We start from the raw sequence: 24,866 nt of genomic DNA, 5'->3' as shown, positions 1-24,866 counted from the left end.
GGTTAGGAGTGACGTCGTGAAAAAATCAAACTATCAATGGCAGTTACAGACAAAGACAGAATTACCTGTAGAATTTATAGAACAATTAAAAAAAGAAGAAATTAATCCATTAATTGGCCAACTTTTATGGCACCGCAATATCCGGACAGAAGAAGCATTACGTAAGTTTCTACATCCGACTATCGAAGATATTTATGATCCGTTCTTAATGCATGATATGGAGAAAGCGGTAGCCCGCATCCAGCAAGCCGTCGAAGCGGGTGAACAAATCCTTGTCTATGGGGATTATGATGCAGATGGCATCACTAGTACCACGGTTATGAAAGAAGCAATCGAATTAGTCGGTGGCATGGTTCAGTACTTTCTACCAAATCGTTTTGTTCATGGATATGGACCTAATAAAGACGTATTTGCTGAACAAATTGAACAAGGAGTCCAATTAATTGTAACCGTTGATAATGGTGTAGCTGGACATGAAGCAATTAACTACGCTATGGCTCAAGGGGTAGATGTAATCGTTACTGACCATCATGAATTGCCTGAACAATTACCAGAGGCCTATGCGATTGTCCACCCTAGACATCCGCAAGGAGACTATCCTTTTGGAGATTTAGCTGGTGTTGGCGTGGCTTTCAAAGTCGCTACTGCGTTACTTGGTGAATTGCCAATTGAGTTATTAGATTTGGTAGCAATCGGGACAATTGCTGACTTGGTTTCATTAACCGATGAAAATAGAACGTTTGTCAAAATGGGCCTGCAAATGATTCAAACTGGTGATCGAATTGGTTTAGACGTTTTATTACAAGAAGCGGGTGTGAAAAAGGAAGCTGTTTCAGAAGAATCAATTGGCTTTACCATTGGACCTCGTTTAAACGCATTAGGTCGATTAGGAGAAGCCGCACCAGGTGTTGAATTGATGACTACATTTGATGAAGAACAAGCGCTGGAAATCGCTAAATATATTGATCAACAAAACAATGAACGAAAAGACATTGTAACGACGATTGCCAAAGAAGCCCTGGATTTAATCGACCCGAATGCGCCGGTCCATATTTTAGCGAAACAAGGCTGGCATGAAGGCGTCTTAGGGATTGTCGCGGGCCGCATTATGCAAGAAACGGGGAAACCAACCATTATTTTAGCAATAGATGAATCTGGTACGACTGCTAAAGGCTCTGGACGTAGCATTAGCGCATTGAATCTCTATGAGGCGTTGAACGAAGTGCGTGAGCAATTCACTCATTTTGGTGGGCATCATATGGCAGCGGGAATGACTTTACCTGTTGAAAATATTTCTTTTGTTCAAGAACATTTGGCACACTTTATTGAAAAAAATCAAATTGATATGGCTAATGGACAAGAGTTACTCATTAGTGAGAGCTTAGCGGTTTCGCAGGCAACGACTACTTTTATTGATCAATTGCGTATTTTGGCGCCTTTTGGGACTGATAATACTGTGCCAACTTTTGTATTTAAGGAAATCACGCCTACGCAAATTCGGCAAATTGGTGCAGATAATGCACATCTGAAATTTCAAATGAATCAAGAAGGGGCACAATTGGATGCAATTGCTTTTCAAATGGGGCCTCAAGCGGATGAACTAGCACAAGGAACCGCCGATGTGGCAGGCCAACTTTCCATCAATGAATGGAATGGTCGTAAGAAACCACAATTAATGGTGACTGATTTTGCTGTATCGGGAAGACAATTATTTGATTTTCGTGGCAAAAATAATCAAACGAAACCAATTCCTTCAGAAGCAACAGCTTATCTTTTGTTTGATGAAAAAAATCAAAAATTCATTTCAGATCCAACCGCTAATATTATTGTTTGGTCAAACCAAGAAGAATTGGTGGAAGCTGTTTCTCAAAATCAAATCGAACAACTGGTTTTTGTCGACTGTCCTGTGGAAGCAATCACGGTTAAAGAAATTGTTGAAGCGACTGAGATCCAACGTATATACATGATGTTTATTTCACCAGAAGAAGCTTATTTAAACGGTATGGCTTCACGTGAACAATTTGCAACATTGTATAAATTTATTTTGCAGCAAAAAGAAGTAAATCTACGTTCCCAGCTATCGAAGGTGGCAAATTACTTAAATATCCAAGAAAAATTATTAATTTTCATGATACAGGTGTTTTTTGACTTAGGATTTGTTACAATAGAAAGCGGTGTTTTAAACAGTATTGAGAAACCCGACAATCGACCATTGACTGAAAGTCAAGTGTACCAACAACGATTGAAAAAAATAAAAACAGAAGAATTTCTACTTTACAGTGATTGTCAAACAATACAACAATGGCTGTGGAATGAGGAGGACAAATAAAAATGGATTTAAGAGATTACATTGCAAGCATTCCAGATTATCCTGAGAAAGGGATCGTGTTCCGTGACATTTCTCCATTAATGGCTAATGGGGATGCCTACCGTGAAGCAACGAAACAAATCGTGGATTACGCGAAAGAAAAAAGAATTGATATGGTTGTAGGACCAGAAGCTCGTGGCTTTATTGTCGGCTGTCCAGTGGCTTATGAACTAGGGGTTGGCTTTGCTCCGGTTCGTAAAAAAGGAAAACTTCCTCGTGAAACCATCGAAGTGACTTATGACTTAGAATATGGTTCAGATACATTAACGTTGCACAAAGATGCCATCACACCAGGTCAACGTGTTTTGATTTGTGATGACTTGCTAGCAACTGGTGGTACAATTAAAGCAACCATCGAATTAGTCGAACAATTAGGTGGTATTGTGGTTGGTTGTGCGTTCCTAATTGAATTAATGGATTTACATGGCCGCGATAAAATTGATGGCTACGATATTGTTACCTTAATGGAATACTAATCTAATTTAATTAGAAAGAGCGAAGGAATTTAATCCTTCGCTCTTTCTTTGACATATTTATAAAAACGGAGCGTAGCTTGGGGGGAACACACCGTTTTATTATTTATTAAGGGAACTTACGATAAACGTATCTTGCTTGCTGTTGTTTACGTGTACGTGTATAACGCTTCTCATCCCATGACATAAACCAAAGAATAAATAACGGCGTCACGATCATAAAAGCAAGACGTAATCCTAATGTTCCCAAAAAAATACCTATAACCAATACAAAAAATAAAAATCCAACACGACGAATTGCTTCCATGTGTATCACCTCTTCATTTGATTCGAACGAGTGTTCGTATTGTTATTATACGAATGTATGTTCGTTTTGTAAAGTCTTTTCTACTAATTTATGTTAAAATAATTCGAAAAGAAGAATAATCCTTTATAATAAAGAGATTTAGGGCAATAAAAGAACACGATGCTTTGAGCATCGTGTTCTTATTGTGCTGTGATTACGTATAAAAGAGAACAGAAAAATACATGAGGATCGCTGCAAGCATGACGAACAAGTGCCAAACCACATGCATAAACCGCACATTTTTCAATGAATAGAAGGCTGCACCTAATGTGTAAGACACACCCCCTGCGACCAATAACGCTGTTCCTGTAAACCCAAGAGATTCATATAACGGACGAGCAGCGATGATACAGAGCCAACCTAAAACAATATAAATAATCGTTGAAATGTTTTTCACTGTTTCTTGTTTATGCAACGTGAGGGATTTATAGACAATACCAACGATGGCGATTAACCAAACTAAACTGAATAAAGTCCAACCTAACCAGCCGCCAATACTAATTAAGCAAAACGGCGTATAGCTGCCAGCAATCAATAAGAAAATAGAACTATGATCGAAGACCTGAAAGACCTTTTTGGCTCTTGTAAAAATTAAACTATGAAATAACGTTGAAGATAAAAAAAGTAGAATCAACATGGAGCCATAAATAGCATAAGATACCACGTGAATCGGTGAGCCTAAACGAGCTCCTTTAACAAGTAAAATGACTAAACCAGCAATACTTAAACCTGCGCCTATGCCATGTGTAACTGCATTTAAGACTTCGTTCACGATTAGGTATTTTTTTGAGAAATGCGTTTTTTCCAATAAATTCACTTCCTTTATTTTAATTTGATGAAAAATTCGGCAGTGTCTGTTATACTATAACTAGATAATTAACCGTTTAATGGTATTCTACCATGAAAACAGGTTCCTTTTAAAGAAAGAGTGATAAATTTATGACAAACGTTAAAATCGTAACGGATTCTTCATGTACGATGGAAAAAAGTCTTAGAGATGAATTAAATATCCATATGATGCCTTTATCAATTATGGTTGATGGCGTTGTTTATCCAGATGATGATCATTTGCCAGGCGAAAAATTTATGGACATGATGGCTAATGCGAAGGCCTTACCCAAAACCAGTCAACCACCAATTGGTGAATTTGTAGAATTATATGATCGCTTAGGTGAAGATGGCAGTGAAGTAATTTCGATTCACATGACAAAAGGCTTAAGTGGAACGGTTGAAGCGGCCCGTCAAGCTAGTAACTTATCATCAAGTAAAGTAACGGTGATTGATAGCGATTTTACAGACCAAGGTTTGTCTTTCCAAGTCATTCAAGCAGCAAAATTGGCACAAGCGGGAGCGGGTGTTCCAGAAATTTTAGCTGAAATTGAACGCGTCAAACAAAATACTAAATTATACATTGGCATTTCAACATTAGATAATTTGGTTAAAGGTGGACGAATCAGCCGTACAACAGGATTATTATCAAACATTTTTAATATGAAAGTTGTCATGGACTTTGAAAATACGGAATTGGTTCCTGTAGCGAAAGGCCGAGGCGTTAAAACGTTTAATAAATGGTTTGACGAATTGAAATCAGAATTAAGTAAGATTCCAAATGTTCGACAAATTGGCATTTCTCATGCGGATGGGCTAGAACTAGCAAATGGATTCAAAGAAGGATTACAAGCAATCTTTAAAGACATGGATATTCCCGTATTACATACGAATCCAGTCATTGCAACACATACAGGAAAAAATGCCTTTGCTATTATGTACTATACAGACTAAGAAATAACGAGGTTGGGTCTCACTCTTAAATGAGTAGACGCAACCTCTTTCTAACAAGAAAAGGAAAATTTCTTGTTGGTTTATTTAAAAGGAAGTGACGAAGATGAAAAAACAAACACAGCATATTTTGCTGACCGTCTTAACACCTATCCTCATTGCGCTAGGTGTTTTTACATTGTTAAGTGTGGCCATCCCCAAAGCAAAGCCACTATTAAAGCAAGAGAAAGTGGCCACAACTGCTCAAAAAAATCAAAAAGAAGTCATTCATTATACAGCAATCGGTGATTCTTTAACTGAAGGAATTGGCGATTTGACGAATAGTGGAGGTTTTGTTCCTATTGTGGCAGATGATTTAAAAGAACACTACAACTTGAACGGTGTTCAAACAGACAATTTTGGGAAAAATGGGGATCGTAGTGATCAAATTTTAAAACGAATCAAAGAGAAACCTGAAATTCAAAAGGGCCTTGCCTCTGCGGACGTGATTACGCTAACGGTTGGTGGAAATGACTTAATGAAAGTAATTAGTAGTAATATTTTCGACTTGAAAGTTAGCTCGTTCAATCGTCCTCAAAAAGCCTATCAACGCCGAGTAAGACGACTACTTGAAGAAATCCGAGAGTACAACGAGAAGGCCCCTATTTATGTCTTAGGAATTTACAATCCCTTCTACTTAAACTTTTCCGAAATTACAGAAATGCAAGAAATCGTTGATAACTGGAATCAAGCAACCGAAGAAATGGTTCAAGAGCAAAAACGAGCCTATTTCATTCCTATCAATGATTTACTCTATAAAGGTCGTGGCGATGAAGTTGGCGTAACTGGTGGCGACTCAGAAACTACAGGAAGTAGTGCTAGCAAAGAGGATTTAAACAATTTGTTATATGAAGAAGATCGCTTCCATCCGAATAATCTTGGCTACCAAATTATGGCCGGAGCTGTCCGGGATGAAATGGTCAAGACAGAGAAAGAATGGATAACCAAATCAGAAGGTAGTGAATAAAATGAATGAAGAAAAGCCAAAAACAAGTAAATCAATTAAAAAGACACAACCAACCAATCTTAAACGAAATCCCTGGAAAATCGCTTTTCTTGTTCTAGTGGGTTTAGTCATTGGTAGTGTAGCTTTCGTGACATTTCGAGCAACACAAGTTCGCGAACCAGATTTAAAGAAAATACCAGCAATTGTTGAAAAAGAAGGCGAGCCAGTCGTCACAATTCAGTCAAAAAAACAACAAGTGAACAAACTGATTGACTTTTATTTAGCCGACTTTCAAAAAGGCTCGGAGATTAAATATAAATTTTATTTAGAAAATGATGCTTTATTAAATGGAACATTTCAGGTGTTAGGGCATGACATTCCTTTTTACTTATATTTTGATCCTTACGTGATGGCGAATGGTAATGTACAATTAAAAGCAAAAAGTTTGTCTATAGGAACGTTAGGCTTGCCAATTAAAGAAGTATTGAAATTTGCTAAACGTTCTTACAAACTACCTAAATGGGTTGAAATCAATCCAGATGATCAAACTGTTTTATTACGTTTAGATCAGTTTAGAATGCAAAATGGTCTATTTGTTCGAGCAGAAAAGATTAATTTAGTTGACGATGACATTCGGATGAATATATACTTGCCAAAAGAGAAATAAAAAAGGAGTGTTAGAGATGGAAGAAAAAGCAATTTTTGCAGGCGGCTGTTTCTGGTGTATGGTGCAGCCTTTTGATACACAACCAGGAATTATCTCAGTTGTTTCGGGTTATACAGGTGGGCACGTGCCTAATCCAACATATGAACAGGTTCTAACACACACAACAGGCCATACGGAAGCAGTAGAAATCACTTTTGATCCAGCGATTATTTCTTACGAACAATTAGTGGAGATTTATTGGCAACAAACGGATCCTACTGATGCTTTCGGTCAGTTTCAAGACCGCGGCGATAATTATCGGCCAGTTATTTTTTATCGTTCCCAAGAACAAAAAGAAATTGCTGAGAAAAGTAAAGAACGTCTAGCTAATAGTGGTCGTTTTACAGAACCAATTGTTACCACCATCGAACCAGCAGCACCATTTTATCCTGCTGAAGAATACCATCAAGACTTTTATAAAAAAGACGCTTTGCGTTATGGATTGTCCCATCAACGTAGAAGTGAATTTATCGAAGAAAAATGGAGTGATTAATTTACATGAGACGAAGCTTTTACCATTACTTAATGACATTAAAAGGTCCGGCTAAAGATTCTGAAACTGATTTTGCCAATGAAGCGGCCAAAGATATTCAGTTTCCAAAACAAACCGAGGATTATCATGAACTTTCTTCTTATTTAGAAATGAATGCTGACTATTTAAGCAACATGGACATCTTTGATGAGTTATGGGAAAAGTACCTTGAAAACAATAAATAAATCCAGAGGAAAAGCAAACAAAGCTTTTCCTCTTTTTTCATTCATGTTATAGTAAACAAAAGTAGTGACGAATTTGTTAGAAATGAGATGAAATCTATGAAGAACAAACGAACTGTTCCTTTTTATCAATATATTATTTCGCTCCTCTGTGTCGCATTTTTAGCTGGAGGAAGTAGTTATATTTATTTTGATCATCGTGTTAAAAAGATGAGTCAAGAAGGGGCAATTACCAATGCTGATTTAAGCAAAGTGCAGGATTTATATAATGAAATTAGTACCAATTATGTAGGTGAAGTAGATAAAAATGAATTAGTTGAAGGCGCCTTAAAAGGCATGTCTGAAGCTATTGGAGACCCATACTCAACTTATCTAAATGAATCTGCTGCCAATAATTTAAACGAAAGCTTATCTGGCGATTTTGAAGGAATTGGTGCCACTATGACAATGAAAGATGGCGAACCAGTTGTAGCAGAGGCCCCTGTAGCAGATTCCCCAGCTGAAAAAGCGGGAATCAAAGAAGGCGATATTATTGAAAAAGTTGATGGTACAGCTACAAAAGGGATGAAACTAGCAGAAGTCGTCTCAAAAGTCCGAGGTAAAAAAGGAACTTCCGTTGAATTGACTATCCAAAGAGAGGGAGAAACTAAAAATATCTCCATCAAACGTGGGAAAATTCCCGTTAAAACAGTGACTGGTGAGTTAGACAAAAATGATGCACAAATTGGCTCGATTAAAATTACGTCCTTTGGTAAAAAAACATATCAAGAATTGAAAGAAACAATCACGAATTTACGTGACAAAGGAGCTAAATCCTTTGTAATTGATGTACGCCAAAATCCTGGTGGACTGCTAGATCAAGCAGAGCGAATGGCCAGTATGTTTTTAAAAAATGGCGAAACAATTGTTCAATTTGAAGACAAAAAAGGACGTACGATGAAAGAAGTTGCTTCCAAAGAATTAGACGGCGGCTTTAAAGTAAAAGAACCTGTTGCAGTTATCATTGATGGCAATAGTGCCAGTGCATCCGAAATTTTTGCTGCAGCACTGCATGAATCTGCGAATGTCCCATTAATTGGAACGAAAACATTTGGCAAAGGAACGGTCCAAACGGTGAAAGATTTAAATGACCAAACCGAAATAAAATTGACTGTTTTAAAATGGTTAACACCAAAAGGCGAATGGATCAACGAAAAAGGAATTGAACCAACCATCAAAGCTGATTACCCCGAGTATGCCTATTTAAAATTGATTCCTCGCGATAAAACGCTAAAAGAAGGAGATCAATCTGAAGATATTCAGAACTTAAATGCTATTTTAGCTGTATTAGCGTATCCTGTTGATGAAAACAATGCAAACTACACCGCAGAAACAAAAGCAGCGGTTAGCGATCTTCAACAGAAAAATGGCTTGCCTGTAACTGGAGAAATCGACAATGAAACAGCCACAAAAATTGAAGCCACTTTAGGTAAATTAATTCTTGAAAATGACGCTGCTTACGATACAGCAGTCAAAGAAATTCAAAAAAACTAGAAAAAGGTGGCACGAAGTTGAAGAAGAAACGTGATTATGTTGGGTATTTAATGTACTTTCTGAAAATTTTAGTACCAGCAATCGTAGCCGTTTTTATTTTAAGAGGATTTTTCCTGATTCCTGTTCGGGTGGATGGCCATTCTATGCAAAAAACCTTGAATCAAGGAGATATGATTGTGATGGAAAAATTCTCCGCCATTAAACGGTTTGATGTGGTGGTCTTTAAAACAGATACAGGATCGATTCTGATTAAACGTGTGATTGGTTTACCAGGAGAAGCTGTGCGTTACGAAAACGATCAATTATATGTCAATAATCAGCCAATCGCTGAACCGTATTTAACTAAAAACAGAAAAAAAGATCATGAAACGATGCCTTACACTACGAATTTTGATTCAAAAGAATTGTTAATGCAAGAAAAATTACCTAAAGATAGCTATTTTGTGCTTGGTGATAATCGCCGTATGTCCAAAGACAGCCGTTCTTTTGGTGCAATACATGCAGATCAAATCTTAGGGAAAGCACAATTTGTTTATTACCCACTCACTCATATGAAGATCATTCCTAAATAAGTAAGACCACTAGTTCGTTTATTTAAATAACGACTAGTGGTCTTTTCTAATCTGAAAAATTGTTCTCTTAGCTGAAAAATGTTAAGGTTAAAGTAATGATAGATGTAGGAGGTCATGCAAATGATTAGAAAAACAATTTTAGCAAGTTCTATCTTAGGCGTTGGGTTGCTAATTGGTGCATGTGGGAATCAAACCCAAACTCAAATGAATTCAACTAATACCAGTGAATCATCACAGCCTAAAGTAACCGAATCAAGTCGCAAGTCATCTGAAAGTGCGTCTAATAACGAAGGTGTATCAAGCGATTCTAGTAAATCCACAAGTTCCACTACAGAATCAGAAATCTTAAAAGGTCTGGCGGAAGAAAAAACGCTAAAAGAAAAAATCCCGTCCTTAAATCAAACAACGATTAAGAAAGTCACTGATAATGAGTATAAACGCATTCTTGTGATGGAAGAAAAGGCTACAGGAACGACCTATAAAAGTATTTTGATAAAAAAACAAAATCGCTTAAAAATTGTCAACGAAACAACCGATGAATTGTTATACAATGGAACCCTATAAGAACGAAACCATTCAATAAACTCAAAAGTATAGCCATTGTTTTCAAAGAAAAATTTCTTTGGAAACAATGGTTTTTTTATTGACAAAAGAATTTCTAGGATATATAGTTAGTTACATAAGTAGTTAACCGTTTAAGCGAGGTGTAAAAATGGAATTTAATTTTTCGGGGGAAAAGCCTTTATTTCAGCAAGTAGCCGATCAGATTGCCGAAGGAATTTTTAATGGCGCTTACTTAGAAGGCGAACAAATTCCCTCAACCACAGAAATATCAAAAAGTTATCAAATCAATCCAGCCACCGTTTTAAAAGGAATGAATTTATTAGTAGAACGACAGTTGATTGAAAAGAAACGGGGGATTGGCATGTTTGTTTTACCAGGCGCTCAAGAGAGAGTAAGAAGTGCACGGAAAGAAGAATTTTTAAATAAAGAAGTCTTAGAAGTTGTCGCAGAAGCTAAAAAATTAGGGATTACAGCTGAACAATTAAAACAACTAATTGAAAGAGGGTATGACGCATGAGTTTGCGGGTGGAATCAGTAAGTAAAAAATATCATCAAAAACAAGCACTAGATAATATTTCAATTACTTTTGAAAAAGAAACGATTTATGGGCTCTTAGGCAGAAACGGGGCTGGTAAAAGTACGTTATTAAATATCATAAATAATCGAAGTTTTGCCACTTCAGGTTCCGTTAAATTGGCGGGAGAAACAGTGACCGATAATGAGGCTGCTTTGACTCATATTTACTTAATGAGTGAAGATAATTTGTTTCCTCCTCAGTTAAAAATTAAAGATATTTTTAAAACGACTGAAGGTTTTTATGGATCCTTTGACTGGTCTTTAGCCGAACAAATGTTAAGCGATTTTGATTTAGATGGTAAAAAGACATTCAAAAAATTATCAACTGGTTATCGGAGTATTGCTAAACTAATAGTGGCGCTATCCGTCCCCTGTGAGTATATTTTTTTAGATGAGCCAGTCTTAGGTTTAGACGCCAATCATCGGGAATTATTTTATACTTATTTAATTGAGACATACCAAGAACGTCCCCGTACGTTTGTGATTTCTACCCATTTGATTGAAGAAATTGCGAATTTATTAGAAGATATTATCATCATTGATCAAGGAAAATTGATTCGCGCAGAATCTATTGAAACAATTTTGAAAAACGGTCGCATTGTTTCTGGGCCGAAAGAACAAGTAGAGCGCTATACTCAGTCATTGGAAATCTTAGGCATGGACACTTTAGGTGGAGCAGTTACGGCTTACGTGTACGGCGACTTGCCGACTGAAAAAGCAGAGGTTCAAATTGCGCCGCTAAATTTACAAACATATTTTGTACAATTAACCAATAGAAAGAAGGAAAAGTAAAATGAAATTTAAAACAGCTTTGCGGTATCGTGTTATTTATCAAGTCCGTTCCTTAGCAATTTATTTTGGCTTTTATGCTTTGTTCGGCATTCTTTTTCCTCTTATTGGCTTGCTCTTTTCTAACGACGTAAATACTGTCAGCTCTGATGCAGTAATTCCTTGTCTGGTTTTTATGGGGATACTATCATTTTTAGGGGTAAACACAGATTTTAAACTGTTTATTCAAAACGGGCTTTCCCGCTGGACAATTTTTTTGGTGAATTTTGTAAGTAATGCTATTTTATCTTTGGTTGGATCCTTGGCTGTACTTGTACTGATTAAAGTATTTAGCGGCAATTTCATTTCTCATTTTCAATTATCAATGAAATTAATTGATGTCTATGCGCAAGGAAACTTTTTCATGTCGTGGTTGCTCTTTTTTATCTTACTAATGCTTAGCGGCTCACTTGGCTTGTTAGCAGGTGTCTTTAATGATCGGATAGATGGCGTAAAAAAACTCATTGTTTTATTGCTGTTATTAATGATTCCTATTTTACTGGGCACGATTGCACAATTAGGGGGGGCACCAATGCGCCTGAGAATGCTCCATGTCTTGCAAGCAATGGTTGGTTATCAATCCACTGGTTTTACTGTCCTGCCACTTCTTCTGACAATCAGTTGCTTTGTGGGCATTAATCTTGGTTTGGCCTATTTATTGAATAAACATCGTGAAATTAAACGCGTAAATGCATAACTAATTAATAAGAACATGTTCAATGAGGTGAATTTGGAACATGTTCTTATTGTTTTAATTGAGAGATACATCGGAAGTACCATGACAAAGGAAAGGGCTTCCGTCAAAATAGAAAGAGAAGAAAGGAGTATGAAAAGAGTAAAAAACTTTGTAAATAAGTAAACGACAAAGAATGAAAAATGGAGGGGTAACATGGCGGTAATTGAAGCAAAAAATATTAAAAAAAGTTATGGAAAGAACGAAACAAAATTTGATGCGTTAAAAGGTGTTGATTTAAAAGTTGAAAAAGGTGAATCTGTGGCCATAATTGGTAAAAGTGGCTCTGGGAAATCAACATTTATGCACATTTTGGCATTGCTAGATCAACCAACTTCAGGAGATATTTATTTAAATGGTAAAAATGTTACTAGTATTAGAAAGAAAGTGCTGAATAAAACGAGAAATGAAGAATTTGGTTTTGTTTTTCAACAATTCTTTATGAATGCCAAGGATACAGTTTTAAATAATGTTCTTTTACCATTAAAAATTGGTGGGATTTCCGGTAGCAAGAGGAAAAAGATGGCTTTAGATGCGTTAAAAGCAGTCGGTTTGGAAGATAAAGTTCAAAATAAAGCGAATAATTTATCTGGTGGCCAAAAACAACGGGTATGTATAGCGCGTGCTTTAGTTAATAATCCGCAAATTATTTTTGCAGATGAACCTACAGGGAATTTAGATTCTGCCACTGGGAAGAAAATTGAAGAATTGTTATTTGATTTAAATAAAAATAAAGGAATTACCTTAATTATTGTGACACATGATCCAGACTTAGCAGCACGTTGTGATCGGCAAGTTCATGTTCGAGACGGCTTGATTGTAGGAGGAGATGAGTAAATGAAATTTAGAGATATTTTAAAATCAGCTAGTACCAATTTAATGCGTAATAAAGGTCGAACCGTATTGACCATTATTGCAATCTTTATTGGAGCATTTACCATAGCTTTAACTACAGGAGTCAATATTGGTGTAAATGATTATATTGACAAACAAGTCGGCAGTGTCGGTGGTGCAAATCAGCTATTTATTCAGCCAAAAATGGAGATGAATGTTGGTAACGGAACAGAACCAAGTAAATATAATCCAGAGAAAAAAACCAGTACGATTCAACAACAAAGTATGCTTGCTGAAAAAGATATTGAGAAGATTAAAAAAATCTCGGATGTTACATCAGTGGAACCAATGAAATCCGTTGCTATCGATTATATAAAAGGAGCAGATAAGCATAAATATGTATTTTCAGCTACTTCTGCGCTAGATGAGATGACCATTGATTTAGCGGCTGGCCGTAAAGTTTCGCAAACGAGCCAGGACTTCGAAATTAATTTGTCACCAGAATATGTAAAAGCGCTCGGCTATACATCTAGTAAAGCTGCCGTGGGAGAAACAGTTCAATTAGGTATCTCAAGTTCCTTGAAAGGACAAGAGCAAGTTATTGAAGCAAAAATTGTTGGCGTTAGAAATGCCAGTGTCATTCAAAATGGGCTCTCGCTGATGAATAAAGCATTGATTGATAAAGTTGTCTCAATCAATCAAGCAGATCTTCCAGAACATTTAAAAAATCAATACGCGATGATTATTGCTGAAGTTAAAAAAGACAGCACGCCAGAGCAGATTAAGGACATCAAAAAAGATTTAGATAAAGCTGGCTATTTAGCGACTACTGTCGAAGATGAAATTGGCATGATTCGTAATATAATCAATGCAATCACTGGTGTTTTAACCATGTTTGGTGCAATTGCCTTGTTAGCTGCAAGCTTTGGCATTATTAACACGCTGTATATGTCTGTCCAAGAAAGAACGCGAGAAATTGGTTTAATGAAAGCCATGGGACTTAGCAATGGGAAAGTCTTTACAATTTTTAGTGTTGAGGCGGCTTTAATTGGCTTTTTTGGCTCAATATTAGGCATTTTAGGAGCTGTTGGGGTTGGAAATTTAGTTAATCGTTTGGCAACGGATTCTTTTTTAAAGGCTTTAACAGGATTTAAATTAATTCAATTTTCATTGCCATCTTCATTAACGATTATCTTAGTTATTATGTTTATTGCTTTTTTAGCAGGAACTTTACCAGCTCGAAGAGCAGCAAAATTAGATCCAATTGAATCTTTACGTTATGAATAATAGACTAAAAACAGCTACTTTCTCTCAATTTAACTAAAGCATATTCTTATATAAAAAGAAGGCAATAGGCGTATACTAAAAGTGTGAAAAATGAAACAAATGAGAGGAAGTTGGTTTATGAAAGCTGTTGTGATTAATCAGTACGGAAGTAAAGAGGTACTTGAAGAAGCAGAAGTAACACTGCCAGAATTATCGGAACATCAAGTGTTGGTAAAAGAATACGCGACATCAATTAATCCGATTGATTGGAAATTGCGTGAAGGATATTTAAAACAGATGTTTGATTGGTCCTTTCCGATTATTCTTGGTTGGGATGTCGCTGGTGTGATTACAGAGGTGGGGAGTCAAGTAACGGATTGGCAAGTTGGCGATAAAGTTTTTGCTCGTCCTGAAACTACTCGTTTTGGTACCTATGCAGAAGTAACGATTGTGGATGATCATTTATTAGCAAAAATCCCTGAAACAATTAGCTTTGAAGAAGCGGCTGCCGTTCCGTTGGCTGGTTTAACCGCTTGGCAAGCATTGTTTGATCATGGTCACCTTAAAGAAGGAGAAACTGTTTTAATTCATGCGGGTGCAGGTGGGGTCGGTACTTATGCGATTCAACTAGCAAAAGAAGCGGGCGCACATGTCATCACGACCGCTAGCGCAAAAAATCATGCTTTACTGAAAAAAATTGGTGCAGATGAAGTGATTGATTATCATACAACGAATTTTGCAGAGGTATTAGCTGATGTTGATTTGGTCTTTGATACAATGGGTGGTGAGGTTCAAAAAAATAGTTTTGACGTCTTAAAACCAAACACCGGTCGTCTTGTTTCAATTGTGGGCATTGAAGATAAACAATTGGCAGCCGAAAAAAATATTTCTGCTGAAAGTATTTGGCTTCAACCAAATGGAGAACAATTACAAAAAATTGCTGATTTGATGGCAGCTGGAAAAGTGAAATCAATTATTGGTGAAGTTTTCCCTTTTTCTAGACAAGGGATTTATGATGCACATGCACTCAGTGAAACGCACCATGCAGTTGGTAAAATAGTTGTTCAAATGGCAGAATAAAAAGAAGCTCAGACAGTGAATTATCTTAAAATAGAAAAAGTGGGTCCTAAGTCATTTCGACTTAGGACCCACTTTTTTGTTAAGAGGACAGATGTACCAACCAAGTTTGTGTTTCCTTAATTTCTTGATAAGTTAATTGATGACTTTGTGTCCAAACCTCTTGTACGGTTGCTCCATGATTCTGAAATAATTGAATCACACGCATACTTTCAGGAAGTGGGACAATCGGGTCATGCTCTCCTAGAGATAATAAAACAGAAGTGGCGGTCAAGTCTGGTTGATTGGTCAATTCAACAGGAAACATGGGATGATAGAGGACAGCTTGATGGTAGCTGCCGGGATGAGTAAGCAATAATTGAATAGCGATATTGGCCCCATTTGAATAGCCAATAAAAATAATTTTATCCAATGAAAATTGATGCTCGTTAGCGGCTTGTTGAATAAACTTATGAAGCGCCTCACCGCGTTTTTCTAGATCTTCTAAGTCATAATGACCTTCCGCTAGGCGCTTAAAATAACGATTCATTCCATTTTCTGAAACATCACCACGAATACTTAGTACAGTGGCTTGTTTATTTAGTTCTTGGGCAATTGGTAGGAGAGATGTTTCATCACCACCTGTACCGTGAAGTAGCACAAAGACAGGTGCTTCAGGATGTCCTTTTTTAAAAATTGAATGCATGTTTTTTCCTCCTTAGGCTCGTTTTGTATTGAAAGGCTTGATAACACTCTCAATATACTCACGACGGTTTTCTAAAAATGGTGCAAGAGATAACTTTTCTCCTAATGTTTCGTAAGGTTCATCCCCCATAAATCCTGGTTCATCGGTGGCTAATTCGACTAAAATATGCCCAATGCGAACATACAATGATTCAAAATAATAACGATCGACATAGCCAGAGTTTTGTAAGCCTAAATGATCAAAGAGCGCTTGCCAAGTCCCAAGTGATTTACGATCCGCTAGGCGGAATGCAACGTGATGTACTTCACCATATCCTTGTTGTGCTTGTGAGCTAGTATCATCGTCTACCAAAACGACTTGGGCACCATTGCCACCTTGGCCAACTTCTAGTAAATAGCGATTGCCTTCTTGTGCCACTAGGTGAAAGCCTAGAATTTCTTCAAAGACTTCTTTGAATTCATGAAAATAGGAAATAGCTATTTCGACAGGTCCTAAGCCATAAATCGCAAATTCTGTTGGAACAGGTCCTTTTTTCCAAGGGGTGCCCGCTGCAACGCCCTGATTTAATTCATCAGAGATTAATTGATACGCTTGATCATCAAAATCCCAGAAGCGAAGGACTTTTTTGCCAAATTCTTCAGAAATACCTGTGTGTTTGACCGCAAATTTATTAAAGCGATTTTCATAATAAGTCAAAGCTGCATCTGAAGGAACCCGGAACCCTGTTCTTGAAATTGTATTGGTTCCTTTTAATCCTTTAGGGTTATTGGGAAAATCGAAAAAGGTCATGGTTGTACCTGGTGTACCCAAATCATCAGCAAAATAGGTATGGTAAGTATAGATATCATCTTGATTCACTGTTTTTTTGACTAAACGCATCCCTAAAACGTCTGTAAAGAAGTGATAGTTTTTTTCTGCATCACTTGTCATAGCTGTAACGTGGTGGATTCCTAATAATTGATCTTCTTTTTTCATCATTATTTCCTCATTTCGTTTCATTTGTTATTTTTCGTAAAGTTTTTTGAAGAAGAGTTAATTCTTCAGAAGAGAGTTGTTCAAATGCTTCTGCAATTCGCTTTGCATGCATCGGGAAAATTTCTTCAATTAATGTTTTTCCAGCTTCTGTTAATTCAACGTAAGTAATGCGTCGGTCTTTTTCACTGGGGGTGCGCGTTACATAGCCTTTTTTATGTAATTGGTCAATAACATAAGTGGTGCTACTGCTAGCGATTAAAATTTTCTCCTTAATTTTTTGGATGGTCTGAGGACCTTTATGGAGTAACAGCTCTAATACTGAAAATTCTGTAATGTTTAAGTCATAACAAGTGACATCTTGCTTGGCAAGTTGCTCTAGTTGATGGCTGGTTCTTAATAAACCGATATAGGCTTTTAAAGCTTCTTGCTGTTGGGTCATTGTTTCACCTCTTTTTATTTCGAATTCGAGATAAATATAACTTACTTTTGGTAAGTAATCAATTAATATGCTTAAAAAGACAGCCAGCAAAAAATGTGAATTTTTTCTGGCTGTCTTTTTTGTTTAATTTAGAAGATCGTTGGAACTAAGCCGCCATCGATTCTTAAGGCTTCGCCTGAGAATGAAGAAGAATCCGGGCTGGCCACAAAGGTAACAAAACGACCAATTTCTTCTGGTCGAATGAGCCGTTGGATTTGTGAACGAGAACGATGATTTTTCATGAAATCTTTTTCCCAATCCTCTTTGGGAATGTCTGAATCAGCGTACATATCTTCCAACATTTTTTCTACACCTTCGGTAAGGGTTGAGCCAGGCATAACCGTGTTAACGGTGACATGTGTGCCGACAGTTAAGTTGGATAAACTTTTAGCTAAGGAAAGATTCATCGTTTTTGTCATGCTATATTGGGGCATTTCGCCAGAAGGCATCACCGCTTCTTCGCTAGCGATGAAAATAATGCGACCAAAATCTTGTGCAAGCATTTTAGGTAGATAAGCTTTTGCTAATGCATTGCCTGACAACACATTCACAGTAAAAAATTTTTCCCAAGTGGCGTCATCGATGTCCCAGTATTCCATTGGCTCAAAAATCCCCATATTGTTCACTAAAATGTCGACTTTAGGGAATTTTTCAAGTAAAGTAGCTCGTTGACTTTCAATGGAAATATCGGCAGTCCCTGCTTGAGGATGAGTGTCTGGAAACATTGTTTGTATTTCTTCAACAACTTTGATTACTTCGGCTTCATTGCGCCCATTGATAATGACATCGGTCCCTTCACGAGCCATTTCAATCGCAATTGCTTTGCCAATTCCTTTGGTTGAACCAGTAATTAATGCTAATTTCTTCGTTAAGTGTAAATCCATTTAAATCCCTCCAACGTTTGTCTATCTCTAGTGTAGGTCTTTTTCTGGACTTTTAAAAGGAAAAAGTTTTTTCGGCCCGCGAGAAACAAGCCCCAATAATTACTTAACAGCTGAGTTTTCACTTTTTGGGCGTAAAACGAGTAATTATTGTCAGTAAAAAAGCGTCACTTTTTTGATAGAATAACTAGAGACGAAATTGGCAAAGACCAATTTTGTAAAATTGTACATAAAAAAGAAGAGTGGGAATGCTATGAAGAAACAATATTACTGGAATATACCCGATAACTTATTAAACTCGTTAAAACAGCGGAAAAAGTTATACAACTTTTATAAAAATGAACAAAATAAGGCAAGAGAATTAGTAGAGAATTGTCAGTCGGTTCTTTTTCCTGAATTAGTCGCTTCGCTGAATAAAATAGATGAGCGGATTAAATTATTGATATTCTATCAAAATTTAGAAGATTGTGAGCTTTCAGAAGAAGAAATTATTACTGTGATTGAGCGAGAATATTTTGTAACTTTTTACGAAACAATTGAAGAACCGACCACTGAAATTATTAGTAGTCATTCTATGTATTATTTATTGCAACAGCCGACTAAAGAAATGCTTTGGGATTTAGACTTTAGTAACATGTTAAAACAAGGTCAGTTAGTTGATTTAATGGATTATCAAAAATTGACCAAATATTATCAAAAGCTGCAGAATCAAGCTAAAAATTTGATTGAAAAATTAAATAAAGAAACATTTTACACATTCTATAGTCAACTTTTATTGATTGATTGCCAATGCAAATTATTAATAGAAGAGGCGCTTCTAAAAGAAGAATCATTGATGACGGTCGATGAATGTTTAACAGCCATTAAGCAAGAAATTCGAAAAATTCATTTTGAACAATTTAAATACCAACATTATTTATTTGAAGATTTATCTTTGCGGTACCAAGTTTAACGAAAGTGACAAAAAGAATGGTTGAATCTAACAAGAATGTTCGTTGTTTTCTGTTATATAAAAAGATATGATAGTTTCTGTAGAAAAAATAAAGGAGACGATTCATGAACGCAAATCGCTTAAAGTTATTGATGATGGGGTTAATGGTTCTTGACCATATTAGTTATTTTGTTCCGCCAGGATGGGCACTGATTTTTCATGTAATTACTCGTTGTGTCGGTGTGTTTTTTGGTTACATGGCTGTAGAAGGGTTCAACTATACACGGAATGTTTATCGTTACAATGGTCGTTTGTATATTTGGGCAGCAATCATGTTTGTTGGAAATACGCTGCTAAATCATTTAGTGAATAATCCAGCTGTCGCTGTTCACAACAATATTTTCTTCACCTTAGCCCTTGGTGTCAGTATGTTAATTGTGACAAAAGCGATGCTAGAAATGCCAAAAATCAGTTTAAAAATTGTTTTATTGATTAGTATATTAGCAATTTTAGGAATAGGAGCAATGTTTGCTGAAGGTGGCATTGTGATGTTACCTTTTATGTTGATTACGTATTTAGCCAGAAAGAGACTTGTCTTACGGAACTGTTTATATGGTGCATTAGCGCTCTTTTTCTTAGTTACAAGTTTTCAATGGTTGGGAGATTGGCCAACGACAATTGAAATGTTAGCTTATAATTCTGATTTTATGTTTATCACTGTGTTACCATTTATATTGCTTTACAATGGTGAGAGAGGGAGCAAAGCACCATTTTTCAAATATTTATTTTACGGATTCTATCCGCTTCATTTATGGCTGATTGCATTGATAGCCAATTACGTTCATTAAACCTTTTTATATTAAAAAAATAAAAATAGCGACTCACATTTTTGTGAGTCGCTATTTTTTTAGATGGGTAAGATACTGATTCCTAAAAGAAGAGTGACAAGTAGAAAAACAAAAAGCACAATTCGCTTATCATGAACCAGTAAGGCAATGTATTCTCGGATTAGAGCAGTTGGTAAAAAATATAAGGCAGTTGGCGCCCCGACACCTTCAGCTTTTAAGCCGACACGATGGGCATACATAGCTCCTCGTAAGACATGATAGTTATTTGTTGAAAAAATAACAGAGGGTTGTTTAGAATCAGACGGCATCTTTTGCCAATCTGCCTGAATTATTGCTTTAGAAAACAACATATTTTCATAAGTGGTTGTGGATTGGCCCTCCATCAAAATTGCTTCTGCAGGAATATTTTGTGAAAGCAAATATTTTTTCATTGCGAAAGCTTCGGCCACAGGTTCGTCAGGACCTTTACCACCGCTGACTACAAATTTAGCGGTGGGATTTTTTTCATAATATTCAATCCCTTTATCTAACCGACTCTTCAAAAGTGGAGGTACTTCCTCGCTACGAATTCCCGAACCTAAAACAATGATATAATCAACCGCTTTTTTTAAAGGAATCATTTGGTACATCCATGAATACAAGACGTAAGCAGCAAATAGAAAGGTCAGTAAAAGATCCATTAACAATAGAAAAAGTAAGAACAGAAAAAGCATATAAGGTATTTGCGCTGTGCCAACTGATAATAAATATAGAAAGGCTGGTAAAGCAATTAATAAGTTCAGCCCTAAGCCCGCCGACAATTTAGCCGTGACACTTTTGCCTTCTTTCGTTTGCATCGTACGTGAGTTAAAAATAAAGTAAAGGCAAATGCCGATAAACACAGCGGGAATTAATAGATAAGCAATGGCCAAGGTAATTAGGTCGCCATTCTTAAAATGTAAATAAATTTTGTCTAATCCGATAAATAGTAAGGTGACTAATGACAATAAGGTGCCGGAAGCCAGAGTGATACCGCCGAGGATACTGCGGTTATTAATTTTTAATATACCAAATCCTAGTAGGGCGATAAACAAAAAGAATAGTAGTAGTGCCATTTAATTCCTCCTAAAAATAAGTATCTAAAGTATAACATGCTTTAGGATCTGACATAAATAAACAGCTGTGCCGAAGTATAAGTTTTCCTTTCATTCTTAGAAAAGAAGTTTTTTCATGAAAAGTAAATTAGATAACGATTGTTTAGAGAAGGAAAAGCTTGATTTACTAAGCTTTTCCTTCTCTATAAAAAATATTAATAAGGGCATAAAAATTAACAATTTGTATGCGCTTACATACTAAGGTAGATTTAAAGTGTAAAGAAGAAAAAATGAGGTGAGAAAATGATCACTGTTTCAATTGCAGGAGGTTCACAACCAGAGATTTTACAGCTAGTTAAAAAAGCACTAAAAGAAGCCGAGCAACCGTTGCAGTTTATTGTATTTGATACAAGCGAAAATCTTGATACTGAAAATCTCTGGAAATATGTTCATTGCTCAGATGAGGCCGCGGTAGCACAGGAAGCTGTCAGTCTAGTTGCAACCGGTCAAGCACAAATTTTATTGAAAGGAATTATTCAGACCCACACATTACTAAAAGAAATGTTGAAAAGTGAGCATCAATTAAAAAATAAACCGATTCTTTCCCATGTAGCAATGGTGGAGCTGCCTGCGGGGAAAACCTTCTTGTTAACCGATTGTGCGATGAATATCGCCCCCACTCAAGCGACACTCATTGAAATTGTTGAAAATGCTAAAGAAGTCGCCCAAAAATTGGGACTGCACCACCCGAAAATTGCTTTGTTAAGCGCAGCGGAAAATTTCAATCCTAAAATGCCTTCGTCTGTTTTAGCAAAAGAAGTCACGGCACATTTTAATGATCAACAAGAGGCTACGGTTTTTGGTCCACTTTCGCTTGATTTAGCGACCTCTGAAGAAGCGGTTGCGCATAAACGTTACAGCGGTCCTATCATGGGGGATGCAGATATTTTAGTGGTCCCAACTATTGATGTTGGCAATTGTTTATACAAATCATTAACCTTGTTTGGGCACGCCAAGGTGGGAGGAACGATTGTTGGCACAAAAGTCCCAGTCGTTTTAACATCTAGAAGCGATTCGACAGAAAGCAAATTCCATTCATTAAGATTTGCCATGAGACAAGTTTAAAAAAAGGAGCAGAAAACAATGGAAACAGTATTGGTTATTAATCCTGGCTCGACCTCCACGAAGTTAGCGCTTTTTGCTAATCATGATTGCTTGGCGGAAGAAACGCTTAGACATAGCGTCCAAGAATTGGCACCTTTTGAAAATGTTGTCAGTCAAACATCATTTCGAAAACAAATGATCGCGGAATTTTTAGAAACACATAACATCACACAATTAGCCGCTGTCGTGGGGCGTGGTGGTTTGCTTAAGCCTATTCCTGGCGGTACGTATCTTGTCGATCAACAAATGCTAGAAGATTTGCGGACAGAACGCTTTAATACCCATGCTTCAAATTTAGGGGCGATTTTAGCTAATGAGTTTGCAGAAAAATATCACGTGCCAGCCTTTATTGTCGATCCTGTTGTTGTAGATGAGCTACAGCCATTAGCCAGGATTTCTGGATTAAAAGGCATTCAGCGGCGTAGCGTTGGTCACGCCTTAAATCAAAAAGCGGTCGCTCGAAAAATCGCTGAGGATTTAGGAAAAACATATGAGCAAAGCAATTTTATCGTTGTTCATTTAGGTGGGGGCATTAGCTTGGGGGCGCATCAAAAAGGCCGCATGGTGGATGTGGTAAATGGGCTTGATGGTGAAGGTCCTTATACGCCTGAACGCAGTGGCGCCTTACCGCTCGTTGAATTTGCGCAATGGATACTTGAACAGGAGTTAACGATTAGCCAAGTGAAAAAGCTAATTGCGGGGAATAGCGGTCTTAAATCATACCTAGGTGAAACAGATTTACGGCATATCCAAGCACAAATAGCTGCAGATGATCAAACAGCAAATTACTATTTAAAAGGAATGTGTTACCAAATCGCAAAAAGTATTGGCGAGATGGCCGTAGTTCTTGAAGGCACAATTGATGCAATTATTTTAACAGGGGGCGCAGCCTACTCGCAAACCGTTGTTCAAGAAATTAGTCAAAAAATCACTTGGATTGCACCAATTAAGGTTTACCCAGGTGAAATGGAGATGGCTGCTTTATATGAAGGCGTCAATCGAGTATTAACAGGGGAAGAACAAGCTTTAAATTATAGTGAAGCAAAAATTGAGCAGGAGTGATCAAAATGGCGGAACAAACAGATTTACTGATTTTAGGTGGCGGAACAGGAGGCTATGTAGCAGCAATTCGAGCCGCACAAAAAGGGCTAAACGTCACAATTGTTGAAAAATACAAATTAGGTGGCACTTGTTTGCACAAAGGCTGTATCCCTACAAAAGCTTTATTAAGAAGCGCAGAGGTTTTTGATACCTTAAAACAAGCGGCTTCTTTTGGGATTGAAACAGAGGCAGCGTCCATTGATTTTTCTAAAATACAACAACGGAAAGAAGGAATTATTGAGCAGTTACACAAAGGTGTTGAAGGCTTATGCAAGAAAAATAAAATCAAAATTTTAGCAGGCGAAGGTGCGATTTTAGGTCCCTCTATTTTTTCACCAGTCTCTGGCGCAGTGGCAGTTACGTTTAATGATCCAACACGGGAAGAAGAAATTATCGTTCCTAAAAATGTCATTATTGCGACAGGCTCTAGTCCTAAAACGTTACCTAATTTGCCACTGGATGAAGAATTTATCTTATCTTCTGATGGGATGCTTGAATTAGAAGAGCTACCAGAATCAATTGCAATTATTGGTGGTGGCGTTATTGGTGTCGAGTGGGCTTCTTTATTAAATAGTTTAGGTGTCAACGTAACTATCATTGAATTTTTGGATCGTTTACTTATAAATGAGAGTGCAACAATTTCTAAAGAATTAAAGAAACGTTTAGAGCAACGAGGAATTAACATTTTATTAGGTAGCAAAGTCCAAGAAGCGAAAGTTACCGGACAGAAGGTTCAAGTAGAAGTTGCAGGACAAGAAACCCTCACTGTTGACAAAGTCATGGTAGCAATTGGTCGTCAACCCAATATCAATAAGTTAGGGTTACAGAATACCTCAGTGAAATATACTGACAAAGGCATTGAAGTAAATGAATTTTATCAAACCACAGAAGGACATATTTATGCGATTGGTGATTGTATTGATACACTTCAACTAGCGCATGTGGCTATGAAAGAAGGAGAGCTAGCTGTTCAGCATCTTTTAGGCGAGACAGTTGAACCTTTAAATTATACAAACGTGCCTCGAGGTGTTTATACAAATCCTGAAATAGCAAGTGTCGGCTATACTAGAGAAACTTTGCCAGCAGATAAAGAAGTAGTGATTGGCACCTTTAATTTTAATGGTAATGGTAAATCACTTGTTTATGGAGAAACAGATGGCTTTATAGAAGTAATTCGTGACAAGAAGACCGATGATTTATTAGGGGTTTCTATGATTGGGCCACATGTCACGGATTTAATTGCCGAAGCAAGTACTGCCATGTATTTAGATGCCGCGCCCATTGAAATTGGTGAAGCAATCCATGCGCATCCAACAATGACAGAAGTATTGCAAGAAGCAGCCTTAGATACTTATGGCTTAGCGATTCACAAATAG

The 24,866-nt window shown here is 36.9% G+C and carries 28 protein-coding genes; 21 read left to right on the top strand and 7 right to left on the bottom strand.

Going from position 1 to position 24,866, the window contains the following annotated elements; genetic code table 11:
* Positions 1–16: 16 nt before the first annotated feature.
* The gene (gene recJ / locus IGL90_RS07025) at positions 17–2,329 is read left to right on the top strand and encodes a single-stranded-DNA-specific exonuclease RecJ (protein ID WP_048736855.1); all 2,313 of its coding nucleotides are present in this window, start codon (positions 17–19) and stop codon (positions 2,327–2,329) included.
* Positions 2,330–2,331: 2 nt separating this feature from the next.
* Positions 2,332–2,844 (top strand): adenine phosphoribosyltransferase, encoded by a 513-nt coding sequence (locus IGL90_RS07020; RefSeq protein ID WP_002357441.1) that lies wholly within the window; start codon positions 2,332–2,334, stop codon positions 2,842–2,844.
* A 106-nt stretch (positions 2,845–2,950) separates the two neighbouring features.
* On the opposite strand, the gene IGL90_RS07015 is transcribed toward IGL90_RS07020, so the two are convergent.
* Together IGL90_RS07015 and trhA are read right to left on the bottom strand one after the other, a co-directional pair.
* Complete coding sequence (locus tag IGL90_RS07015; RefSeq protein ID WP_002360203.1) at positions 2,951–3,148, bottom strand: hypothetical protein; 198 nt, start codon at positions 3,146–3,148, stop codon at positions 2,951–2,953.
* Positions 3,149–3,341: 193 nt separating this feature from the next.
* Entirely contained in the window at positions 3,342–3,995 is a 654-nt protein-coding gene (gene trhA, locus IGL90_RS07010; RefSeq protein ID WP_002357443.1) for a PAQR family membrane homeostasis protein TrhA, read from the bottom strand.
* A 131-nt stretch (positions 3,996–4,126) separates the two neighbouring features.
* Here trhA and IGL90_RS07005 point away from each other — a divergent pair, with 131 nt between their 5' ends.
* The 14 genes from IGL90_RS07005 (at position 4,127) to IGL90_RS06940 (ending at position 15,357) form a co-directional block, all read left to right on the top strand.
* Positions 4,127–4,969 (top strand): DegV family protein, encoded by an 843-nt coding sequence (locus tag IGL90_RS07005; RefSeq protein WP_048736853.1) that lies wholly within the window; start codon positions 4,127–4,129, stop codon positions 4,967–4,969.
* A 103-nt stretch (positions 4,970–5,072) separates the two neighbouring features.
* On the top strand, positions 5,073–5,972 hold the full coding sequence (locus tag IGL90_RS07000) for an SGNH/GDSL hydrolase family protein (protein WP_002365717.1): 900 nt from the start codon (positions 5,073–5,075) through the stop codon (positions 5,970–5,972).
* Positions 5,965–6,618 carry a YpmS family protein gene (locus IGL90_RS06995; protein WP_002357446.1) on the top strand — a complete coding sequence of 218 codons (654 nt, stop codon included), beginning with the start codon at positions 5,965–5,967 and terminating at the stop codon, positions 6,616–6,618. Before IGL90_RS07000 ends, IGL90_RS06995 begins: the two co-directional genes overlap by 8 nt.
* A gap of 16 nt (positions 6,619–6,634) precedes the next feature.
* Complete coding sequence (msrA, locus tag IGL90_RS06990; RefSeq protein WP_002377304.1) at positions 6,635–7,150, top strand: peptide-methionine (S)-S-oxide reductase MsrA; 516 nt, start codon at positions 6,635–6,637, stop codon at positions 7,148–7,150.
* 5 nt (positions 7,151–7,155) lie between these two features.
* The gene (locus tag IGL90_RS06985) at positions 7,156–7,374 is read left to right on the top strand and encodes a YozE family protein (protein ID WP_002364020.1); all 219 of its coding nucleotides are present in this window, start codon (positions 7,156–7,158) and stop codon (positions 7,372–7,374) included.
* Between the two features lie 87 nt (positions 7,375–7,461).
* Entirely contained in the window at positions 7,462–8,904 is a 1,443-nt protein-coding gene (locus tag IGL90_RS06980) for a S41 family peptidase (protein ID WP_002379484.1), read from the top strand.
* Positions 8,905–8,921: 17 nt separating this feature from the next.
* Positions 8,922–9,476 carry a signal peptidase I gene (gene lepB / locus IGL90_RS06975; protein WP_002382369.1) on the top strand — a complete coding sequence of 185 codons (555 nt, stop codon included), beginning with the start codon at positions 8,922–8,924 and terminating at the stop codon, positions 9,474–9,476.
* 114 nt (positions 9,477–9,590) lie between these two features.
* On the top strand, positions 9,591–10,040 hold the full coding sequence (locus IGL90_RS06970) for a hypothetical protein (RefSeq protein WP_002357452.1): 450 nt from the start codon (positions 9,591–9,593) through the stop codon (positions 10,038–10,040).
* 148 nt (positions 10,041–10,188) lie between these two features.
* Positions 10,189–10,557 carry a GntR family transcriptional regulator gene (locus tag IGL90_RS06965; protein ID WP_002357453.1) on the top strand — a complete coding sequence of 123 codons (369 nt, stop codon included), beginning with the start codon at positions 10,189–10,191 and terminating at the stop codon, positions 10,555–10,557.
* Positions 10,554–11,408 (top strand): ATP-binding cassette domain-containing protein, encoded by an 855-nt coding sequence (locus IGL90_RS06960; protein ID WP_002366745.1) that lies wholly within the window; start codon positions 10,554–10,556, stop codon positions 11,406–11,408. Before IGL90_RS06965 ends, IGL90_RS06960 begins: the two co-directional genes overlap by 4 nt.
* Position 11,409: 1 nt before the next feature.
* Positions 11,410–12,141 carry a hypothetical protein gene (locus tag IGL90_RS06955; protein WP_002371093.1) on the top strand — a complete coding sequence of 244 codons (732 nt, stop codon included), beginning with the start codon at positions 11,410–11,412 and terminating at the stop codon, positions 12,139–12,141.
* Positions 12,142–12,333: 192 nt separating this feature from the next.
* Positions 12,334–13,014, top strand: a complete 681-nt coding sequence (locus IGL90_RS06950) for an ABC transporter ATP-binding protein (RefSeq protein WP_002357457.1) — start codon at positions 12,334–12,336, stop codon at positions 13,012–13,014.
* Complete coding sequence (locus IGL90_RS06945) at positions 13,015–14,298, top strand: ABC transporter permease (RefSeq protein ID WP_002357458.1); 1,284 nt, start codon at positions 13,015–13,017, stop codon at positions 14,296–14,298. It abuts the gene before it with no gap.
* A 90-nt stretch (positions 14,299–14,388) separates the two neighbouring features.
* Entirely contained in the window at positions 14,389–15,357 is a 969-nt protein-coding gene (locus IGL90_RS06940) for an NADP-dependent oxidoreductase (protein WP_002394481.1), read from the top strand.
* 79 nt (positions 15,358–15,436) lie between these two features.
* Here IGL90_RS06940 and IGL90_RS06935 read toward each other — a convergent pair whose 3' ends face one another.
* From IGL90_RS06935 to IGL90_RS06920, 4 genes are all read right to left on the bottom strand, one after another.
* A complete protein-coding gene (locus IGL90_RS06935; RefSeq protein ID WP_048736848.1) occupies positions 15,437–16,039 on the bottom strand; it encodes an alpha/beta hydrolase in 603 nt (200 codons plus the stop codon).
* 12 nt (positions 16,040–16,051) lie between these two features.
* Positions 16,052–17,014 (bottom strand): ring-cleaving dioxygenase, encoded by a 963-nt coding sequence (locus IGL90_RS06930; protein ID WP_033594769.1) that lies wholly within the window; start codon positions 17,012–17,014, stop codon positions 16,052–16,054.
* A 10-nt stretch (positions 17,015–17,024) separates the two neighbouring features.
* Positions 17,025–17,453: a MarR family winged helix-turn-helix transcriptional regulator gene (locus IGL90_RS06925; protein WP_002379481.1), complete on the bottom strand. Its 429-nt coding sequence runs from the start codon at positions 17,451–17,453 to the stop codon at positions 17,025–17,027.
* A 128-nt stretch (positions 17,454–17,581) separates the two neighbouring features.
* A complete protein-coding gene (locus IGL90_RS06920; RefSeq protein ID WP_002379479.1) occupies positions 17,582–18,376 on the bottom strand; it encodes an SDR family NAD(P)-dependent oxidoreductase in 795 nt (264 codons plus the stop codon).
* 196 nt (positions 18,377–18,572) lie between these two features.
* Here IGL90_RS06920 and IGL90_RS06915 point away from each other — a divergent pair, with 196 nt between their 5' ends.
* Together IGL90_RS06915 and IGL90_RS06910 are read left to right on the top strand one after the other, a co-directional pair.
* Positions 18,573–19,325 carry a DUF7006 family protein gene (locus tag IGL90_RS06915; protein ID WP_016616339.1) on the top strand — a complete coding sequence of 251 codons (753 nt, stop codon included), beginning with the start codon at positions 18,573–18,575 and terminating at the stop codon, positions 19,323–19,325.
* A gap of 104 nt (positions 19,326–19,429) precedes the next feature.
* The gene (locus IGL90_RS06910) at positions 19,430–20,152 is read left to right on the top strand and encodes a TraX family protein (protein WP_002379477.1); all 723 of its coding nucleotides are present in this window, start codon (positions 19,430–19,432) and stop codon (positions 20,150–20,152) included.
* A 59-nt stretch (positions 20,153–20,211) separates the two neighbouring features.
* Here IGL90_RS06910 and IGL90_RS06905 read toward each other — a convergent pair whose 3' ends face one another.
* Positions 20,212–21,246, bottom strand: a complete 1,035-nt coding sequence (locus IGL90_RS06905; protein ID WP_023895066.1) for a YdcF family protein — start codon at positions 21,244–21,246, stop codon at positions 20,212–20,214.
* A gap of 282 nt (positions 21,247–21,528) precedes the next feature.
* Here IGL90_RS06905 and ptb point away from each other — a divergent pair, with 282 nt between their 5' ends.
* The 3 genes from ptb to lpdA are packed head-to-tail and all read left to right on the top strand — an operon-like array spanning position 21,529 to position 24,866.
* A complete protein-coding gene (ptb, locus tag IGL90_RS06900) occupies positions 21,529–22,350 on the top strand; it encodes a branched-chain phosphotransacylase (RefSeq protein ID WP_048736843.1) in 822 nt (273 codons plus the stop codon).
* A gap of 18 nt (positions 22,351–22,368) precedes the next feature.
* Positions 22,369–23,451 carry a butyrate kinase gene (buk, locus tag IGL90_RS06895; RefSeq protein ID WP_048736842.1) on the top strand — a complete coding sequence of 361 codons (1,083 nt, stop codon included), beginning with the start codon at positions 22,369–22,371 and terminating at the stop codon, positions 23,449–23,451.
* Positions 23,452–23,456: 5 nt separating this feature from the next.
* Complete coding sequence (lpdA, locus tag IGL90_RS06890; RefSeq protein ID WP_010777656.1) at positions 23,457–24,866, top strand: dihydrolipoyl dehydrogenase; 1,410 nt, start codon at positions 23,457–23,459, stop codon at positions 24,864–24,866.

Origin of the sequence: Enterococcus sp. DIV1307a, assembly GCF_050537425.1 — a bacterium.
In the GTDB taxonomy this organism is placed as follows: domain Bacteria; phylum Bacillota; class Bacilli; order Lactobacillales; family Enterococcaceae; genus Enterococcus; species Enterococcus faecalis.
The sequence above is the reverse complement of the archived record's forward strand: the minus strand, read 5'-3'. Positions and strand labels throughout refer to the sequence as shown.

Bases quoted from the DNA above. Each gene is read 5' to 3' on its own strand.
- IGL90_RS07020 (WP_002357441.1), top strand. From the start codon at position 2,332: ATGGATTTAAGAGATTACATTGCAAGCATTCCAGATTATCCTGAGAAA.
- IGL90_RS07015 (WP_002360203.1), bottom strand. From the start codon at position 3,148: ATGGAAGCAATTCGTCGTGTTGGATTTTTATTTTTTGTATTGGTTATA.
- IGL90_RS07005 (WP_048736853.1), top strand. From the start codon at position 4,127: ATGACAAACGTTAAAATCGTAACGGATTCTTCATGTACGATGGAAAAA.
- IGL90_RS07000 (WP_002365717.1), top strand. From the start codon at position 5,073: ATGAAAAAACAAACACAGCATATTTTGCTGACCGTCTTAACACCTATC.
- msrA (WP_002377304.1), top strand. From the start codon at position 6,635: ATGGAAGAAAAAGCAATTTTTGCAGGCGGCTGTTTCTGGTGTATGGTG.
- IGL90_RS06985 (WP_002364020.1), top strand. From the start codon at position 7,156: ATGAGACGAAGCTTTTACCATTACTTAATGACATTAAAAGGTCCGGCT.
- IGL90_RS06980 (WP_002379484.1), top strand. From the start codon at position 7,462: ATGAAATCTATGAAGAACAAACGAACTGTTCCTTTTTATCAATATATT.
- IGL90_RS06970 (WP_002357452.1), top strand. From the start codon at position 9,591: ATGCAAATGATTAGAAAAACAATTTTAGCAAGTTCTATCTTAGGCGTT.
- IGL90_RS06965 (WP_002357453.1), top strand. From the start codon at position 10,189: ATGGAATTTAATTTTTCGGGGGAAAAGCCTTTATTTCAGCAAGTAGCC.
- IGL90_RS06960 (WP_002366745.1), top strand. From the start codon at position 10,554: ATGAGTTTGCGGGTGGAATCAGTAAGTAAAAAATATCATCAAAAACAA.
- IGL90_RS06955 (WP_002371093.1), top strand. From the start codon at position 11,410: ATGAAATTTAAAACAGCTTTGCGGTATCGTGTTATTTATCAAGTCCGT.
- IGL90_RS06950 (WP_002357457.1), top strand. From the start codon at position 12,334: ATGGCGGTAATTGAAGCAAAAAATATTAAAAAAAGTTATGGAAAGAAC.
- IGL90_RS06945 (WP_002357458.1), top strand. From the start codon at position 13,015: ATGAAATTTAGAGATATTTTAAAATCAGCTAGTACCAATTTAATGCGT.
- IGL90_RS06940 (WP_002394481.1), top strand. From the start codon at position 14,389: ATGAAACAAATGAGAGGAAGTTGGTTTATGAAAGCTGTTGTGATTAAT.
- IGL90_RS06935 (WP_048736848.1), bottom strand. From the start codon at position 16,039: ATGCATTCAATTTTTAAAAAAGGACATCCTGAAGCACCTGTCTTTGTG.
- IGL90_RS06930 (WP_033594769.1), bottom strand. From the start codon at position 17,014: ATGAAAAAAGAAGATCAATTATTAGGAATCCACCACGTTACAGCTATG.
- IGL90_RS06925 (WP_002379481.1), bottom strand. From the start codon at position 17,453: ATGACCCAACAGCAAGAAGCTTTAAAAGCCTATATCGGTTTATTAAGA.
- IGL90_RS06920 (WP_002379479.1), bottom strand. From the start codon at position 18,376: ATGGATTTACACTTAACGAAGAAATTAGCATTAATTACTGGTTCAACC.
- IGL90_RS06910 (WP_002379477.1), top strand. From the start codon at position 19,430: ATGAACGCAAATCGCTTAAAGTTATTGATGATGGGGTTAATGGTTCTT.
- IGL90_RS06905 (WP_023895066.1), bottom strand. From the start codon at position 21,246: ATGGCACTACTACTATTCTTTTTGTTTATCGCCCTACTAGGATTTGGT.
- ptb (WP_048736843.1), top strand. From the start codon at position 21,529: ATGATCACTGTTTCAATTGCAGGAGGTTCACAACCAGAGATTTTACAG.
- buk (WP_048736842.1), top strand. From the start codon at position 22,369: ATGGAAACAGTATTGGTTATTAATCCTGGCTCGACCTCCACGAAGTTA.
- lpdA (WP_010777656.1), top strand. From the start codon at position 23,457: ATGGCGGAACAAACAGATTTACTGATTTTAGGTGGCGGAACAGGAGGC.